This is a genomic window from Bordetella genomosp. 10 (genome assembly GCF_002261225.1).
In the GTDB taxonomy this organism is placed as follows: Bacteria; Pseudomonadota; Gammaproteobacteria; order Burkholderiales; family Burkholderiaceae_B; genus Bordetella_C.
In genome coordinates this window covers 447,753-463,736 of sequence record NZ_NEVM01000005.1, presented here as the reverse complement: position 1 = coordinate 463,736, position 15,984 = coordinate 447,753, and the positions used below count along the sequence as shown (strand labels likewise).

Annotated in this window: 16 protein-coding genes and 1 pseudogene; 9 read left to right on the top strand and 8 right to left on the bottom strand. The window is 66.1% G+C overall.

What is annotated here, in order from left to right; genetic code table 11:
• Window positions 1–3: 3 nt before the first annotated feature.
• Entirely contained in the window at window positions 4–1,347 is a 1,344-nt protein-coding gene (locus tag CAL29_RS18385; protein WP_094854507.1) for an MFS transporter, read from the bottom strand.
• Window positions 1,348–1,672: 325 nt separating this feature from the next.
• Between CAL29_RS18385 and CAL29_RS18380 the strand changes: the two genes are divergently transcribed.
• Complete coding sequence (locus tag CAL29_RS18380) at window positions 1,673–2,551, top strand: LysR family transcriptional regulator (RefSeq protein ID WP_094854506.1); 879 nt, start codon at window positions 1,673–1,675, stop codon at window positions 2,549–2,551.
• 16 nt (window positions 2,552–2,567) lie between these two features.
• On the opposite strand, the gene CAL29_RS18375 is transcribed toward CAL29_RS18380, so the two are convergent.
• Window positions 2,568–3,452, bottom strand: coding sequence for a LysR substrate-binding domain-containing protein (locus CAL29_RS18375; protein ID WP_094854505.1), 885 nt, complete (start codon window positions 3,450–3,452; stop codon window positions 2,568–2,570).
• 204 nt (window positions 3,453–3,656) lie between these two features.
• Between CAL29_RS18375 and CAL29_RS18370 the strand changes: the two genes are divergently transcribed.
• From CAL29_RS18370 to CAL29_RS18355, 4 genes are all read left to right on the top strand, one after another.
• Window positions 3,657–4,463: a citryl-CoA lyase gene (locus CAL29_RS18370; protein ID WP_094854504.1), complete on the top strand. Its 807-nt coding sequence runs from the start codon at window positions 3,657–3,659 to the stop codon at window positions 4,461–4,463.
• Window positions 4,464–4,488: 25 nt separating this feature from the next.
• A complete protein-coding gene (locus CAL29_RS18365; RefSeq protein ID WP_094854503.1) occupies window positions 4,489–5,640 on the top strand; it encodes a CaiB/BaiF CoA transferase family protein in 1,152 nt (383 codons plus the stop codon).
• Window positions 5,641–5,660: 20 nt separating this feature from the next.
• Complete coding sequence (locus tag CAL29_RS18360; RefSeq protein ID WP_094854502.1) at window positions 5,661–6,644, top strand: Bug family tripartite tricarboxylate transporter substrate binding protein; 984 nt, start codon at window positions 5,661–5,663, stop codon at window positions 6,642–6,644.
• Window positions 6,645–6,881: 237 nt separating this feature from the next.
• On the top strand, window positions 6,882–7,205 hold the full coding sequence (locus CAL29_RS18355) for a DUF4148 domain-containing protein (RefSeq protein WP_094854501.1): 324 nt from the start codon (window positions 6,882–6,884) through the stop codon (window positions 7,203–7,205).
• A gap of 255 nt (window positions 7,206–7,460) precedes the next feature.
• Here the strand turns inward: CAL29_RS18355 and CAL29_RS18350 are convergent, their stop codons facing one another.
• A complete protein-coding gene (locus tag CAL29_RS18350) occupies window positions 7,461–8,357 on the bottom strand; it encodes a LysR family transcriptional regulator (RefSeq protein WP_094854500.1) in 897 nt (298 codons plus the stop codon).
• 217 nt (window positions 8,358–8,574) lie between these two features.
• Between CAL29_RS18350 and CAL29_RS32060 the strand changes: the two are divergent.
• Window positions 8,575–8,661, top strand: a pseudogene (locus CAL29_RS32060) (alpha/beta fold hydrolase); the annotation flags it as partial.
• 52 nt (window positions 8,662–8,713) lie between these two features.
• Window positions 8,714–9,358 carry a hydrolase gene (locus tag CAL29_RS18340; RefSeq protein ID WP_094854499.1) on the top strand — a complete coding sequence of 215 codons (645 nt, stop codon included), beginning with the start codon at window positions 8,714–8,716 and terminating at the stop codon, window positions 9,356–9,358.
• Between the two features lie 24 nt (window positions 9,359–9,382).
• Here the strand turns inward: CAL29_RS18340 and CAL29_RS18335 are convergent, their stop codons facing one another.
• Window positions 9,383–10,267 carry a LysR family transcriptional regulator gene (locus CAL29_RS18335; protein ID WP_094854498.1) on the bottom strand — a complete coding sequence of 295 codons (885 nt, stop codon included), beginning with the start codon at window positions 10,265–10,267 and terminating at the stop codon, window positions 9,383–9,385.
• Between the two features lie 308 nt (window positions 10,268–10,575).
• On the opposite strand from CAL29_RS18335, the gene CAL29_RS18330 reads away from it, so the two are divergent.
• Together CAL29_RS18330 and CAL29_RS18325 are read left to right on the top strand one after the other, a co-directional pair.
• Window positions 10,576–11,367, top strand: coding sequence for an SDR family NAD(P)-dependent oxidoreductase (locus tag CAL29_RS18330; RefSeq protein WP_094854497.1), 792 nt, complete (start codon window positions 10,576–10,578; stop codon window positions 11,365–11,367).
• A gap of 107 nt (window positions 11,368–11,474) precedes the next feature.
• Window positions 11,475–12,188 (top strand): SDR family oxidoreductase, encoded by a 714-nt coding sequence (locus CAL29_RS18325; RefSeq protein WP_094854496.1) that lies wholly within the window; start codon window positions 11,475–11,477, stop codon window positions 12,186–12,188.
• Between the two features lie 17 nt (window positions 12,189–12,205).
• On the opposite strand, the gene CAL29_RS18320 is transcribed toward CAL29_RS18325, so the two are convergent.
• From CAL29_RS18320 to CAL29_RS18305, 4 genes are all read right to left on the bottom strand, one after another.
• Window positions 12,206–12,949, bottom strand: a complete 744-nt coding sequence (locus tag CAL29_RS18320; RefSeq protein ID WP_094854495.1) for an endonuclease — start codon at window positions 12,947–12,949, stop codon at window positions 12,206–12,208.
• 82 nt (window positions 12,950–13,031) lie between these two features.
• Window positions 13,032–13,904, bottom strand: a complete 873-nt coding sequence (locus CAL29_RS18315; protein WP_094854494.1) for a prohibitin family protein — start codon at window positions 13,902–13,904, stop codon at window positions 13,032–13,034.
• Between the two features lie 254 nt (window positions 13,905–14,158).
• Window positions 14,159–15,331 carry an ABC transporter ATP-binding protein gene (locus CAL29_RS18310; protein WP_094854493.1) on the bottom strand — a complete coding sequence of 391 codons (1,173 nt, stop codon included), beginning with the start codon at window positions 15,329–15,331 and terminating at the stop codon, window positions 14,159–14,161.
• Entirely contained in the window at window positions 15,328–15,978 is a 651-nt protein-coding gene (locus CAL29_RS18305) for an ABC transporter permease (protein WP_094854492.1), read from the bottom strand. The genes CAL29_RS18310 and CAL29_RS18305 overlap by 4 nt, the downstream gene beginning before the upstream one ends.
• Window positions 15,979–15,984 lie beyond the last annotated feature (6 nt).

Below are 15,984 nucleotides of genomic sequence, written 5' to 3'. Positions count from 1 at the left end.
ATGTCACTCCGGCAGGTCCTGGCCGTTGGTTTCCGGCATGAACCAGGGCACGATCATGCCCAGGATATAGACGGAACCGAAGATCAGGGCCGCCTGCGCGACGCCGCCGAAGGATTTGATCAGCGTGCCGGACAGGATGGGAAAGACCCAGGCGATCAGGCGCGCCGAGTTGAAGACGAAGCTTACCGACGTCGACCGGACCGACGCGGTGAAGAGTTCCGCCGGATAGATGGCCAGCCAGGCAAACGCACAGCCCAGGGTGAAGAAACCGTTGATCGGCGCCACCACTTGCATGCCCTGCACCGTATCCACCCATGCATATGCCAACACGGTGGTAAGCAGGGAACCCGCGAAGGTCAGGAAGAGGAACCAGCGGCGGCCGATGGCGTCGATGATGAAACCCGACGCCATATAGGCCACGATCGCGCCGACGGTATAGGTGATGTTGATGGCGGAGATCCAGTGCGCGGGATTGGCGACGTGGCCGGCGGCGGCCAGCGCGCCGGTGTAGACGGGTAGCCAGCTCGATACGGCCCACCAGCCGACGATGGTCACGATGGACAGGATGGTGGCCAGGACGATGCGCTTCGCGGCCTCGCGTTCGGAGAAGATCTGCTTGAGGGTGAAAGGACGTTTGCCGGACGCCGTATGCGCCGTGGCGCCCGCCGTCGCGCCCCACTGCTTGTTCTTGACGGCTTCGATCCATGCCTCGGACTCATCGACGCCGCGGCGCAGGTACAGGACGAAGAAGGCCGGCAGCGCGCCCACCAGGAACATGATGCGCCAGTTGTCGGCGCCCAGTGGATTGAACTCGCCCAACAGATACCAGATAACCGCGGCGAAGAGCGTCCCCCATCCGAATCCGGACTGCAGGAAGCCCGCCCCTTTGGAACGGGCTTCCTTGGGCCAGGTCTCCGCGACCAGCGCGATGCCGGTGCTCCATTCGCTGCCCATGGCCAGGCCGGTGACGAAGCGCAGCGCGCTCAACTGCCAGACGTCATGTACGAAAGCCGTAAAGCCGGTGAGGACGGCATACAGGAAGACCGACCACATCATCATGCGCTTGCGGCCCACGTAGTCGGCCATGGTGCCACCGATCAGGCCGCCGACGCCCCAGCCCAGCAGCGTGATGCCGATGACCAGGCCGGCGAAGACAGGGCGCGAGCCGGCTTGCTCGGGAGTGAGCACGGATTGCATGAGGGCGGGCAGGATGACGATCAGCGCCAGCGCTTCGTAGCCATCGAAGATCCATCCGAGGAAGGCGCCGTTCAGCGTACGCCAATGTTTGGGGGTCAGGTTCGCGCGCCACGATGCCGGCGCGGCGTTCAAGGATTTTGCGGATTGCATCCAGTTCTCCTACACGGGGTTTTCTTCGTTTTTCTGACAGGCGCGGCGCGCGCGTTCTCTCCCGGAGAGCCCCAGGCATCTCGGAATGGCAAGGCTGGATGGTGGGGGGATGGGGCTCGGCCGGCGTTTCTTTGGTCTTTGTTTTCATTGCCCTGAAACCGCGGAATTATGCTTTTTTGGGATTTTCGGGCCTGTCTCGAGAGCAAAATGCTAACGTTCGCGCCGACCGCGCGCCATTTCTTTTTTGGCAATCCAGGCATCTCGATACGAGATGGCGGCGCCGGCCGGCGTTCAATCCCGTGTCTTGTGCAAGAGGAAGAAAACCATGCGCTTCGATGTCGATTCCCTACGCGTGTTCGCCGCTGTCGTGGAGCAGGGCAGTATCGCGGCGGCGGCGCAGGCGACGCATATCGTGGCTTCGGCCGTCAGCCGCCGCGTCTCGGAGTTGGAGCAGGACGCCGGCGTGGCCCTGTTTGCCCGCCACAGCCGGGGCGTGCGGCCCACGCCGGCGGGACAGACGCTATATCGGCACGCGCGGCGGATCTTCGAGCAGATAGCGCAGGCGGAAGGCGAGTTGCACGAGTACACGATGGGCGTGCGCGGCCATGTCCGGATGTCGGTCAATCTCACCGCGATGGCGTACTACCTGCCGCGGGCGCTGCAAAGCTTCTTGTCGGCCAATGCGGCGATCCGCATCGACTTGATCGAGAAGACCAGCGACCTCGTGCTTCGCATGGTCGAGAACGGAACGGTGGACTTCGGCATTTGCGCGCTGACCGAGCCGGTGGCGCATCTGGCTTGCAGGCCCTATCGGGTGGACAGGCTGTTCGTCGTCGTGCCGGCGCGCCATCGTTTCGCCAGGCGCACGAGTTTGCGCTTCGAGGATGTCCTGGACGAGAACTTCGTGGGAATGCAGGACGGGGCGTCGATATTCACGCTCAGCCAACGGGCCGCGGCGGCGAGCGGCAGGCGTTTGCGGCTGCGCATCCAGGTGACCAGCTTCGAGGCCGTGCGCAATATGGTGGCCGCGGGAATGGGCGTGGGGCTGCTTCCCGAGATCGCGATCGGGCGCAAGGACGCCAACCTGGTCAAGGTGCCGCTCGATGAGCCGTGGGCGTTCCGGCCCTTGGAGATCGTCGCCCGGGACTTCGGCGCCTTGCCGGCGGCGGCGAAATTGCTGGTCGAGCAACTGGTGGATGGCTAGCGTCCCGGCGGGGATACTAGAGGCCCTTGCCGACGCCGCGGCGGATCATGCTGGCAAAGTACTTCACGCTGACCGGCCTGGGAATGCCGCGCCGCCATAACAGGCCCGGCGTGCGCAGGGGCGTCGGGTCTTCCAGGGGCAGGAAGCGCAGTCCGGGATCGCCGGTGTCGGCGCTGGCGCCGACGATGGCCGCGACGTCGGTATGGCGCGCCACCTCCAGCATGGCGCCGATCGAATTGAATTCGGCTATGACCAGCGGCTCGGCGCCCGCCGCCTGGAAACAGTCGTCGATTAGCTGGCGGGTGGAAAACTGGCGCGAGAACAGGGCAATGCGCACGCCGTGCAGTTCGGTCATCCGCACCCGGCGCCGATGGGCCATGGGGTGTTCGAGGCCCACCACGAGCCGCATTTCCTCGGTGTAGAGCTGTTCGAACCACAGGTCGTGCGCAACGTCCGGACGATAGGAGATCCCGAGGTCCAGGCTGCCGGCATGCAGCCGGTCGATGATCTGCAGCGCCGGCAGTTCCTCGACGACGACGCGCACCGACGGATAGCGCGTCAGGCATTCCGCCACGCACTTCGGCACCAGGCGGATATTGAAGCTCTGCGTGGTGCCCACCCGAACCTCGCCCGACACGGACGCGCCGGCATCGCGAATGGCGTGGATCGCGGCGTCGACCTGGCGCAGCGCGGGGCTGATCTTCAGCAGCAGGGTCTCACCGGCTTCGGTCATGGATACCCGCTTGCCGATGCGGTCGAAGAGCGGCTGTCCCAATTCTTCTTCTAACTGGCGGATTTGATGGGACAACGTGGACTGCGTGACGTGCACGCTGTCGGCCGCCTTGGTGAAGCTGAGCGTCTTGGCCAACGCTTCGAAATACCGCAGGTGGCGCAATTCCATGGTCGTGTTTTCAAGTCCCGATGTCGATGGTCTATGGGAAAAATAATCGATGCCATCGATTGTTTCCACAGAAATTTATCACTGTTTATCGGCTATGCGCATCTCTAGACTGTGCTCCGCGGGCTTGGCTATCCAATGCCATGCCGGCGTCGGCAAGCGCCGGGCATCGTCCCGCTCCCGCTTTTTCCCTTTCACGGAATCGACATGATCATCGGCAAGGAAACCGTTCCCCGCACGGCCATCAGCACGTCCAACTCGGAAACGATCGTGGTCCGCGGCAAGGACCTGAGCAAGGAACTCATCGGCAAGCTGTCCTTCACCGAATACTTCTATTTCCTGGTGACGGGACGGCGCCCGACCGCCGCGCAGACCGCCGTGGTCGACGCCACGCTGGTGGCGATCGCCGACCATGGCCTGGTGCCCAGCGTGCAGGCCAGCCGCATGACGCTGGCGGCCGCGCCCGACGCGATGCAGGGCGCCGTGGCGGCGGGCATCCTGGGATGTGGGTCGGTCATCCTCGGCGCGTCGGAGAATGCCGGCCGCATGCTGGCGGAGATCCGCGCGCTGGTCGAGCAAGGGCAGTCCGACGACGCCGCCGCGGCGACGGTGGTTCGCGACTATCGCCAGGCCGGCCGCGCCATTCCCGGATATGGCCATCCCCAGCACAAGACGCGCGATCCTCGCGTGCAGGCCTTGTTCGACGTGGCGGCCAGGGAGGGCGCGGACCTGGTCTATACGCGACTGGCCGACGCCGTCGAGCGGGTGATTCCCGAGGTCGTCGGCAAGCAGCTCAAGCTCAACGTGTCCGCCGCCATCCCCGCCGTGCTGCTGGGCGTGGGGTTCCCGCTGGATGGGCTGCGGGGCGTGCCCATCCTGGCGCGCACCGGCGGGCTGATCGCGCATCTGTGCGAGGAGTTGAGTCATGGCATCGGTTTCGCCTTGTCTTATCAGGCGACGCGCGAACTGGTCTATACCGGGGCGTTGCCCGAGGGTTTCAAGGCCGGGCAGTGATGCGCGGCCAGTCAGGGAGAGAGGCATGATCGAAGTATTGAAGGGCGTGCGCGTCATCGAGCAGGGGACGTTCATCACGGGGCCGGCGGCGGGCATGATGCTGGCGGACCTCGGCGCGGACGTCGTCAAGGTGGAGCAGCCGGAGACCGGCGATCCCTTCCGCGCGTTCCGCGGGGGCCTCTACAGTCCGCATTTCCAGACCTATAACCGCAACAAGCGCAGCATTACGCTCAATCCCAAGCAGCCCGGCGACCTGGCGCTGTTCGATGACCTCATCCGCGGCGCCGACGTCTATATCCAGAACTTTCGGCCCGGCGCCGCCGAACGGCTGGGCGCGGGCGAGGCGCGGCTGCGCGAGATCAATCCTCGCCTGATTTATTGCGCCATCAGCGGTTTCGGGGCGAGCGGCCCGGCGGCCGGCCGTCCGGCCTACGATACGGTGGCGCAGGCGGCCAGCGGATTCCTCGGGCTCTTGATCAACCCGGGCAATCCGCGCGTGGTCGGGCCGGCCATCGCCGATGCGCTGACGGGTTATTACGCGGCCTACGGCATCCTCGGCGCGCTATACGAGCGCGAGCGTACCGGCGTGGGCCGCAAGGTCGAAGTGTCCATGCTCGAAGCCATGAGCCATTTCAATCTCGACGCATTCACGCATTATTTCGCGGAGGGCGAGGTCATGGGGCCCTATAGCCGGCCCAGCGTGTCGCAGTCCTACGTGGTGGCGTGCGGCGACGGAAAGTGGGTGGCGTTGCACATGTCGTCGCCCGAGAAATTCTGGCAGGGCCTGGCCAACGCCATCGGCATGCCCGGCCTGCTCGCGGACGAACGCTATGCCACGCGAGAGGCGCGGATCCGGAACCAGGAAAGCATCATGGCCTTGCTCGGCGAGCGCTTCAAGGCGCATGCGCGCGATGAGTGGTGCCGGCGTCTGCAAGCCGAGGACGTTCCGCATGCCCCGATGTACGACACCAGCGAGGCGTTGGAGGATCCGCAGGCCCGGCATCTGCAGATCGCGGTGAAGGGGCGCCACCCCGTCCTCGGCGAATTCACGACCGTGCGCAGTCCCGTCTCCTTCGACGGGCAGCGCCCGCTAACGGTAAGCGCGCCGCCCTTGCTGGGCGAACACAACGACGTCATACGGCGGGAGCTGGCCGCGCGCGCCTTATCCACCAACTAAAAAAACCAGGAGGAGACATCATGAAAAAACTATTCCAGGCCTTGATGGCGCTAGTGACGCTGGCGACGGCGCTCGGCTGCGCCACCGCCGGCGCCGCCGAGCGTTATCCCGATCATCCGGTGCGCCTGATCGTGCCCTTCGCGGGCGGGACGTCCACCGACCTGGTGGCCCGCGTCCTGGGCGAGGCCCTGTCCAGGAAGCTGGGCCAGCCTTTCATCGTCGAGAACCGGCCCGGCGCCGGCGGCAGTATCGGCACCGACTACGTGGCCAAGTCCAGGAAGGATGGCTATACGTTGACCCTGGGAACGGTGGGCACGCTGTCGATCAATCCCGCCCTGTATCCGGCGCTGTCGTATTCGCCGGAGCGGGACTTCTCCTATCTGTCCATGCCCGGCTATACGCCGACGCTGCTGGTGGTGCGCGCCGACGCGCCCTACAAGACGCTGGCGGAATTGGTCGCGTACGCGAAGACGCACCCGGACAAGCTATCGTTCGGCTCGGCGGGCAACGGGACCTCGGGGCACCTGGCGGGCGAACTGCTCAAGTCCATGGCCGGGATCCAGATGACCCACATTCCGTTCAAGGAGGGCGGGCAGGCGCTGGCCGCGGTGCTCGGCGGGCAAGTGGATTTCATGTTCTACCATCCCGCCGCCGTGCTGCCGTACATCAGGAGCGGCAAGATGCGCGCCCTGGCCGCGAGCAGCGCCCGCCGTTCCGGGGCCGCCCCCGACGTGCCGACGATGGGCGAATCGGGGTATCCCGGTTTCGACCTGACCGCCTGGTTCATGCTGGCGGGTCCCGCGGGCCTGGAGGGCGACGTCAGGCAGAAGCTGATCGGCGCGGCCGCCGACGTCCTGCGGGAGGCGGAGGTGCGCAAACAGTTGACGGCGCTGGGGCTCGAAGGCGCGGGCAGCCTGGCGGCGGGCCAGTTGGCCGGCTTCGTGGGGGCGGAGACCGCCAAATGGTCGAAGGTGGTCAAGGACGCGGGGGCGCGGATCGATTGACGAGGGCCGGAGCAGGGGAGTAGCGAAGCGGCCGGCGGCTTAGCCTGTAATCCCGTAATCGCACAGATTTATTTATATAAACATACGATTACTTCATTAAATGGAAAAGTCATTTAGTTGATATCGGGTTTATCCCTAGTCCTTGGAAGCGGAGAATTCAGTCATCGGGAACAGCAACAGACCCCCGGAATCGCCCGGCCAGGTTCGTTCCCACTGACAAGGACTAGGAGAACTGCCATGAAGACCATCGCTACCTCGCTGATTGTTTCGTTTGCCCTGATCGGTGCCGCCCAAGCCGCGGGCCCCGTCGGCAGCAGCATCGACACCCTGCCTTTCCAAGGCGTCTACGGCCAGGCCGACAACTCGACCAGCCGCGCCCAGGTGCAGGCCGAACTGCAAAAGGCCCGCAACGAAGGCCTGGTCGCCAACAGCGACGTCGACAACGCCCCCTTCACCGCGCAAGCCGATTCCGGCGTGTCGCGTGCTGAAGTCGCCGCGCAAGCCGCGCCGCAATCCGGCACCGCCATCAGCGACCTGGACAACGTCCCGTTCCAGGGCTGATCGCCGAAGCGCCTGGCCGCTGGTTCAAGCCGCGACCGATGGATGGCGAAGGCGCCGTCCATATGAATCCGCCGCGATAGCGCACGCGGCCCGAACAGAAGTCCGGCTCGCCAGGTAGGCTGGCCTGGCGGGTTTCCCCGGCGAGAGGCGGGGACGCAGTTCTGGATGTCCTCTCGATGCAGTATCGCGGCCCCGTGTCTTCTCGCGCGGGGCCGCGTTTTTTTGCCGCTGGCCTGCTGGAAGCCGACCCACCGTCTAGGCAGGGGAAATGCTCGCAGGGTTTGGATCCTGCTCCAGGCATTCAACCAGCAGTTCGGTCAGCACCCGTACTTTCCGCGCCGGATGCTGGCCTGGCGGGCGGATGACATAGATGCCTGCCGGCGGAGGCGGATAGCGTTTCATGACGGTAACGAGCGCCCCCGACGCTATGTGCCCATCGATCAGGTAATCGGGGAGCGCTGCGACGCCCAGGCCGGCCACCGCGGCGACGGCGAGCGCCAAGCCGCTGTCGGCCTTGAATCGTCCCTGTGGATGGATGGTGACGACTTTCTTGCCATCCAAAAGTTGCCAGGATTCCGTGCCCTGCATGAGGGCCTGATGGGTGAGCAGTTCCTGTGGCGTTTCCGGGGATCCATGCGTTCTTACATAGTCCGGGCTCGCGACGAACTTCCCGAAGAGCGGTCCGACACGCCTTGCGATCAGGTTCGAGTCCTGGAGCGTGCCTACCCTGATTGCGCAATCGAACCCCTCGGCGATGAGGTCGACGAAGCGATCGCTGTAGGAAGTATGGATATGGAGCTGCGGATGGCGTCGCGCGAACTCCGCGAGCACCGGAGCGAAGTGGGTCGGGCCGAGAGAAATCGGCGCGGCAATGCGCAAGCGGCCGCAAAGGTCGCCGGCGGGCAGGAGCGTCTCCCTGGCGGTGTCGATCTCGACGCATGCCCGGGCTGCATGGTCGCGAAACGTGGCGCCGGCCTCCGTCAAGGCAGCCCCGCGGGTGGATCGTGCAAGCAACTGGATGCCGATTTCCGCTTCGAGCCGCGCGAGCCGGCGGCTGACGATCGACTTGGGCAGCCCTAGCCGAAGCGCGGCAGGCGAAACGCCTCCCGCATCGGCGACTTCCACGAATGTCCGTAGCGCTTCGATGTCCATTCCGGGTTCCTTTCTCCGCAACATGGGTGGTCAGGGAATGGTAATGCGGTATCGAACGCAGGGACATTGACCATACGCCAGGGCGTTGCGCTCGTTATCCCGCAGGCGCGATATGCATCGCGCGTTCCACTTCTCGCAACACACCTCGTCGCGGCGTGCGACTACCGTGCCGGAAATGAGGCCAGCACAATGCTGCCAAGACTCGACTCGATTGCGCAATCGCGCGCAGTTCTTCCTCGATGTGCCGACCGGCCTCTTCCGCGGATTCAACCGGGAGGGCGCCGAGGCAAGCGAAGGACTGATCCTGAAAACCTGAAGACCCATCCTTCTCCCAACCGGCAACAAAGGAAATGCGCATGACTTTTCGAAATGGCCTCGATTCGCTTCTCCGCCCCGAAGACTCGGTGCTCGTTCTGATCGATCACCAGCCCTATCAGCTCGCGAACTTGAACAGCCACGATCCGCAAGCCGTGGTCAACAACACGACCGCGCTGGCGAAGCTGGCAAAAGCCTTCGATGTTCCGACCATCCTCACCAGCGTGATCGCGGCGCGCGGCGGACTGCTTTTCAGGCAGATCACCGACGTATTTCCGGACCAGGAAGTCATCGATCGCACCTGGGTGAACACCTGGCAGGACGAGAATGTGGTGAACGTCGTCAAGGCGACCGGCCGCAAGCAGTTGATCATCGCCGGCCTGTGGACCGAGGTCTGCGTCGCCATGCCTGTCATCCAGGCCGCCGGCGAAGGCTGGGACGTGACCGTGATCACCGACGCTTCGGGCGGGATTTCGAAGGAGTCCCACGAAGTCGCCGTCCAGCGAATGATCGCCGCCGGCGCGAACGTGATGACCGTGATGGCGCTCGCCGGCGAATGGCAACGCGATTGGGCGCGCACCGAGCATGTCGAGGCGCTGACCGAGATTCTCATCCAGCACTTCAGCGGCAGCGGCATCGCGTATCTTTGGGAGCAGCAACTGCTCAACACGCCGGTGGCGGGCTGAGCCGGGCGGACGACGAGCCGCCCGTCAGTCCGGCAACATCGCCGCCAGGTAGTCGACGAAGGCGGCCACCCGGCGCGGCGGCTGGCGTCCGGCCGCGTGGACGGCATACAGGTTCACGTCGGTTTGCCGGTATGCCTCCAGCGCCGCCTCCAGGCGTCCGGCCTGGAGGTCGCCGGCGACGTCGTAGTCCGACTTCAGCACCACGCCCGCGCCCGCGATGGCCCACTGCCGCAGCAGCCCCCCATCGTTGGCGGTGCGGTTGCCCGAGACCTGCACGGCGATTTCCCCGGCGCCATCCCGGAACCGCCAGATACGCTGCGGATCGCCCTGGCGCGACAGCACCAGGCAGTTATGCCGCGCCAGGTCCTCCGGCCGCGCCGGTTTCCCGTGGCGCGCCCAGTAGGCGGGCGACGCGCACACCGAGCGGCCCGCGTGCAGGATGAGCCGCGCATGCAGCCGGGAATCCGCCAGCGGTCCCGTGCGGATGGCCAGGTCGTAGCCGTTCTCGACGATGTTCATCACCTCGTCGCCCAGGGCCAGCTCGAATTTCACCTCCGGATGGCGGGCCTGGAATCCGTCGATCAGCCCCGACAGCGCGGCGCGCCCGAAATCGTTGATGCAGGTCAGCCGGATCGTTCCCTTCAGCCGCCCCGCCTCGGCCACCTGGTCGATGGCTTCCTCCAGGTCGCCGACGATGCGCCGGCATTGGAGGAGGAAGCGCTCGCCCTCCGGGGTCATCGACAGGCCCCGCGTGGAGCGCAGGACCAGCTTTGCCCCCACGTGCGCCTCCAGGCGTTGCAGGCTGGCCGTCACCGCCGAGGGCGCGACGCCCCGCGCCTTCGCCGCGGCGGCGAGGCTGCCATGGTCGGCGATGGCGATGAGGTCGCGCAGGTGCGAAAACAGGTCCACGGCGTACTTGTTCTCATAAAGTGAATTAAGAATCCAATTATGCGGCAATTGTTCTTATTCATCGTTCATCTTATAAATTCACAAAGGCCGGCATGAGCGACAGCCCACGACCTGCTCCGCCCAGGTCATTGATGGCCTGCCCGACGGTCGCGTGGGCAAGTGGCGCACGAGGCGCCCGAAGCGCATGAGGTGCATGAGGTGCATGAGGCGCGCGCCGCGCCGTCCGTGCCGGAAACAGCTTTGTCAACGCAATGGCGCCGTCATCGACGTCGATGACGGCCGTCGCGTTGCCTGAACCAGGAGATTTCATGAAGATAGACCTTAGCGGCAAGACCGCCATCGTCAGCGGCTCGACCAAGGGAATCGGGCTGGCGAGCGCCAAGGGCCTGGCGGCCTGCGGCGCGACCGTCGTCGTCAACGGCCGCAAGCAGCAGGACGTGGACGCCGCCATCGCGGCGGTGAAGGCCGCCGTCCCCGGCGCCAGCGTGGCCGGCTTCACCGGCGACCTGGGCACGGCGCAAGGCTGCGATGCGCTGGTCGCCGCGCATCCGGCCTGCGACATCCTGGTCAACAACGTCGGCATCTTCGGTCCGCAGGACTTCTTCGACACGCCCGACAGCGAATGGACCCGCTTCTTCGAGGTCAACGTGATGTCGGGCGTGCGCCTGTCGCGCGCGTATCTGCCGGGCATGCGGGCCAAGGGCTGGGGAAGGGTGGTCTTCCTGTCCTCGGAATCGGCCTTCAACATCCCCGCGGACATGATCCACTACGGCATGACCAAGACCGCCTGCACCGCCGTCGCGCGCGGGCTGGCCAAGCGCATGGCGGGCACCGGCGTCACGGTCAACTCGGTGCTGCCGGGGCCCACCTTGTCCGAAGGGGTGGCGGCCATGCTGCAAGGCGAGGTGGACAAGACCGGCAAGTCGCTGGAGGAAGTCGGCAAGGACTTCGTGATGGCGCAGCGGCCGTCCTCGATCATCCAGCGTCCGGCCAGCGTCGAGGAAGTCGCCCATCTCATCGTCTATGCCTGCTCCCCGCAGGCCTCCGCCACCACGGGCGCGGCCTTGAGGGTCGACGGCGGCGTGGTGGACAGCCTGTAAGGCCTGCGCCGTAAGCGGGATGAACGCTGCGCTCACGGCGATTGCCCGTTCCGCGCGCTATGCGCGACGGCAAATCGTGACGGACGAACCTGAAAGGAAACGACGCGATGACATTGAACGGCAAGACGGTGTTGGTGCTGGGCGGATCTTCCGGCATCGGTTTCGGGGTGGCCCAGGCGGCGCTGGCGGCGGGCGCGCGGGTGACCATCGCTTCGCGCTCCCTGGAGCGGGTAGAGACAGCTCTGGCGAGGCTGGACGGCGCGGCGCGCGGGGCCAGCCTGGACACGGGCGACGCGGTCGCGCTCGAAGGCTTCTTCGCCCGGCATGATCCCTTCGACCATGTGTCCTGCTCGGCCGCCCGCACCAAGGTGGCGGCCGTGCGCGAGTTGCCGCTGGAGGACGCCTACGCTTCCTTCGACTCCAAGTTCTGGGGCGCCTACCGGCTGGCCCGCGCGGCCCGGATCGCGGCGGGCGGCTCGCTGACGCTGACCTCCGGATTTCTTTCGGTGCGACCCAAGGCGGGCGCCGCCATCCAGGGCGCGATCAACGCGGGGCTGGAAGGGCTGACGCGCGGCCTGGCGCTGGAGTTCGCGCCGGTGCGGGTGAACTGCGTCTCGCCGGGCCTGGTCATGACCGAGATGTACGACACGCTGGAGGGCGACCGGCGCAAGGCCATGTTCGACGGCGCCGCGCAGAAGCTGCCGGTCGGCCGCGTGGGCACGCCCGGGGACGTCGCCACGCAGGTGCTTGCCTTCATGGCCAACCCCTACATGAGCGGTTCCACCGTCTATGTCGATGGCGGCGGGGCCATCGCCGCCTAGCGAACGGCGACCCGCCTTCAGCGGCAGAATGCGTCGCGCGCCGCGGCGTCGGCGACGAAGCGGTTGCCGGCGCCTTGCAGGGCGGCGATACGGCGGTTGCGCTCCTGCTCCCAGGCGCTGACCGGATACTGCCGGGACCACGCGCAGAACAACTGCTTGTCCTGCCGGCTCAGCTTCAACCCGTACGTGGCCGCCATGTACATCTGGATGCGCGAGATCTCGCCGCGGATTTCAGGGCGCGGCTGCACGATGCGGTGCTTGAAATCCACGGCCGTCTGGCACTGGCCATACATGTTCACCTTGCCCGAGGTCCATTGCGAATAGGGGAAGTTCTGGCGGTCGCCGTTGACTTCGCCCACCGAGGGCACGAGATTGACGAGATCGCCTTCGGCCTTGCGGTAGCCCGCATCGTTCTTGCCGCAGTTCTTCCGGCCTCCGCCGCGTTTGTCCGCGTCCTGCCAGCACTGGCGCTGGTGGCCGATCACCCACGCGGGCACGATGTGCTCCCACTCGATGCGTTCCGCGCGCGCCAGGTTCGTGCGCGTCTTGTAGCCGCAGGAAGCGAGATCGACGTGCTTGCCGGCGTAGGCGCAGCCACAGTAGTACTCGCGCTCATGGCCCTGGTAGACGGCCGGCAGCACTTCCTTGGCCTTGCGGAAATCGCGGTGGCCCACCGCGGTCTTGCGGGTGACGAGCGCCGTATCGGCGGCGTGGACGGGGAGGGAAAGGACGGACAGGCAAAGCAGTACAGCATATTTCATGGCGCGGCATTGTACCGGGCATTTCACCCGGAACAGCCATGCCAGATAGCCGTGCCTGCCTGCCGTCCTTGTTCCTCGCCGCTTACTTCACGCCGATGAAGGGCAGCGCCGCGCCCGGCACCTGCGTGCTGGGCAGCTTGCCGTCCCATTTGTCCACGGCGTTGAGCTGGACGAGGTTGGTATTGGCGGCCAGGGCCTTGGCGCGCGCCTCGATGGCCTTGGCCTCGGCTTCCCCGCGCATGGCGATGCCGTCGGCCTCGGCCTTGTAGCCGGCGCGCTTGGCGTCGGCCTCGGCCTGCGCCTGGACGACCTGGATTTCGGCGTTGATGGTCGCGGTTTCCTTCTGCTGGCGGGTGGTCTCGATCTGCACCTGCGCCAGCATGCGCTGCTCGATCGATTGCACGTAGGTCCGGGAGAAGGAGATGTCCTCCAGTTGCACGCCCACGATGGTGACCGGTTCGTCGCGCAGCGCCTCGCGTATCGAGCTGGTCACGTCCACGCCCAGCTTGGCGCGGTCCTGGATCGCCGAGACGGCCGTATAGCGGCCGAAGACCTTCTTGATCTGGTCGTAGGTGCGCGGCATGAGCACGCGGTTCTGCAGGTTGTCCAGCGAGCCGTATTGGGAATAGAGGTCGCCGACCCGCGAGTCGGGCACCCGGTACGTGACGGAGATGCGGATGTCGGCCGGCTGCTGGTCGGCGCTATAGGACTCGACCTTGTCGAAGGTCGATGTGTGATCGCGGACGGAAACGTTGACGGTGGTGTCGATGACGGGAACCTTCAGGTGCAGGCCGGGCTCGGCGACGTCCACCAGGCGGCCGTTGCGCAGCACGACGGCCCGTTCGCCCTGGTCGACCTGGTACCAGGAGCCGATGATGGCGATGAGCGCCAGCAGCGCGATGACGACGGCACCGGCGAGCAGGCGGAGAGACTTACCTTTCGTTTTTACGTCCATTATTTTTACGAGGTAGGGGTGTTGGGGAGCTCATGTAAAAAACCCCACGCCGCGCGGCTCACGCCGCTTGCTGCCCCCAAGGGGGCGTTTATGCCTTGGGGCTGCCCGGCGGCAAAAAAGGGCGTGCGCGGACGCTCCCGATCTGCCCGCGCAGCGGAAGCATACCGGGAACTTGGAAAGAGGGTGTCTCCGGGGTGTCTCCGGGGGTGTCTCTGGAAGGGGGAAGCGTTGCCTGGATGCGTCGGCCGCGCCGCTCAGGCGGCCACGGCCTGTGCCTGCGCCGGCGCCGCGGTCCCGAATCCCCGCGACTTGCCTGAACTCAGGTACCCCGCGATCGATTCCTGCGTCACTTCGCCCAGGTACACGCCGTCGGCGTCGAGCACCGGCAGCCAACTGGTGTTGTGCTGGTACATGCGCGACAGCACGATGCGCAGGTGCTCGTCGACCGCCGCGGTGACGGTGAAGGCGCGCAGCGATTCGCCGCAGGGGCGGTCGTTCGCGCGCATCGCCTCGCGCGCGTCGCGCCGGGTGATGTAGCCCAGGGCCCGTCCCCCCGCGTCCAGGATCGGCATGTAGCGCACGTCGGCCTCGTCCATTACCCCGTAGGCCTGCGACATGGCCATCTCCGGCGTGCCGCAGGGCGGCAGGCTGGCGGCGTCGCCCGCGCGCACCAGCAGCAGGCGCTTGAGCGTGTTGTCGTGGCCGACGAAGGCCTGCACGAAATCGTCCGCCGGGTGCGCCAGCAGCGCATCGGGGTGATCGAACTGCACCAGCCGTCCGGCGCGGAACACCGCCACGCGGTCGCCCAGCTTGATGGCCTCGTCGATATCGTGCGAGACCATGATGACCGTCTTCTTCAGCTCGCGCTGCATCTGGAAGAACTCGTTCTGGATGCTTTCGCGGTTGATCGGGTCGACCGCGCCGAAGGGTTCGTCCATCAACAGCACCGGCGCGTCCGCGGCCAGGGCGCGGATCACGCCCACGCGCTGCTGCTGGCCGCCGGAGAGCTCGCGCGGATAGCGGTTCATCATCTTGCCCGGGTCCAGCTTGACCATGGCCAGCAGCTCGCGCGCGCGCTCGCGGCAGCGCTGCTTGTCCCAGCCCATCAGGCGCGGCACGACCGTGATGTTCTGTTCGATGGTCATGTTGGGAAACAGGCCGATCTGCTGGATCACGTAGCCGATCTTGCGGCGCAGGCTGACGGCGTCCAGCGAGGCCGTGTCCTCGCCTTCGATCAGCACGCGGCCCGAGGTCGGCGGGATCAGGCGGTTGATCATCTTCAGGGTCGTGGTCTTGCCGCAGCCGGAGGGACCGAGGAAGACGCAGATTTCGCCGCGCGGCACGGTCAGGCTGACGCGGTCCACGGCCTTGACCACGTGACCGTCCTTCTGCGTGAACGATTTGCTGAGTTGGTCGAGTTCTATCATGTGCGGACTCCTTTCGGGGTGAGGGCGCGCTGCAGCCATTGCAGGCAGGTATCGGCGGCGATGGCGAGCACGCTGACCAGGACCGCGCCGATGGCGAGCTTGCTCATATTGCTCTGGCTGATGGCTTGCAGGATCAGCACGCCGAGGCCGCCGGCGCCGATCAGCGCGGAGATGGTGGCCACACCGATGTTCATGACCACGGCGGTGCGCACGCCGCCGATGATGACGGGCGTCGCCAGCGGCAGCTCCACCATGCGCAGGCGCTGCCAGGGCGTCATGCCGATGCCGCGCGCGGCTTCGCGGATGCCGGGATCGACGTTCGCCAGCGCGACGTAGGTGTTGCGCATGATGGGCAGCAGGGAATAGAGAAAGACGGCGGTGACGGCCGGCACGTAGCCCAGGGCGTGGCCGAAGTGGCTGAAGATGGGAATCATCAGGCCGAACAGCGCGATGGAAGGCAGGGTCAGTATCACCGTGGCCAGGCCCAGCAGGGGCGTGGCCAGCCAGCGCACGCGCACGATCAGTATGCCCAGCGGAATGCCGCAGACGATGGCGCAGCCCACCGCCGCGCCCACCAGGGCCAGGTGCTGGCCCGCCAGGCTCAGCAGCGACGGCCAGGTTTGCGATAGATAGTCGAGGATGTTCATGGCGCT

Coding starts and splice junctions, on each gene's coding strand:
- CAL29_RS18385 (WP_094854507.1), bottom strand. CDS start 1,347: ATGCAATCCGCAAAATCCTTGAACGCCGCGCCGGCATCGTGGCGCGCG.
- CAL29_RS18380 (WP_094854506.1), top strand. CDS start 1,673: ATGCGCTTCGATGTCGATTCCCTACGCGTGTTCGCCGCTGTCGTGGAG.
- CAL29_RS18375 (WP_094854505.1), bottom strand. CDS start 3,452: ATGGAATTGCGCCACCTGCGGTATTTCGAAGCGTTGGCCAAGACGCTC.
- CAL29_RS18370 (WP_094854504.1), top strand. CDS start 3,657: ATGATCATCGGCAAGGAAACCGTTCCCCGCACGGCCATCAGCACGTCC.
- CAL29_RS18365 (WP_094854503.1), top strand. CDS start 4,489: ATGATCGAAGTATTGAAGGGCGTGCGCGTCATCGAGCAGGGGACGTTC.
- CAL29_RS18360 (WP_094854502.1), top strand. CDS start 5,661: ATGAAAAAACTATTCCAGGCCTTGATGGCGCTAGTGACGCTGGCGACG.
- CAL29_RS18355 (WP_094854501.1), top strand. CDS start 6,882: ATGAAGACCATCGCTACCTCGCTGATTGTTTCGTTTGCCCTGATCGGT.
- CAL29_RS18350 (WP_094854500.1), bottom strand. CDS start 8,357: ATGGACATCGAAGCGCTACGGACATTCGTGGAAGTCGCCGATGCGGGA.
- CAL29_RS18340 (WP_094854499.1), top strand. CDS start 8,714: ATGACTTTTCGAAATGGCCTCGATTCGCTTCTCCGCCCCGAAGACTCG.
- CAL29_RS18330 (WP_094854497.1), top strand. CDS start 10,576: ATGAAGATAGACCTTAGCGGCAAGACCGCCATCGTCAGCGGCTCGACC.
- CAL29_RS18325 (WP_094854496.1), top strand. CDS start 11,475: ATGACATTGAACGGCAAGACGGTGTTGGTGCTGGGCGGATCTTCCGGC.
- CAL29_RS18320 (WP_094854495.1), bottom strand. CDS start 12,949: ATGAAATATGCTGTACTGCTTTGCCTGTCCGTCCTTTCCCTCCCCGTC.
- CAL29_RS18315 (WP_094854494.1), bottom strand. CDS start 13,904: ATGGACGTAAAAACGAAAGGTAAGTCTCTCCGCCTGCTCGCCGGTGCC.
- CAL29_RS18310 (WP_094854493.1), bottom strand. CDS start 15,331: ATGATAGAACTCGACCAACTCAGCAAATCGTTCACGCAGAAGGACGGT.
- CAL29_RS18305 (WP_094854492.1), bottom strand. CDS start 15,978: ATGAACATCCTCGACTATCTATCGCAAACCTGGCCGTCGCTGCTGAGC.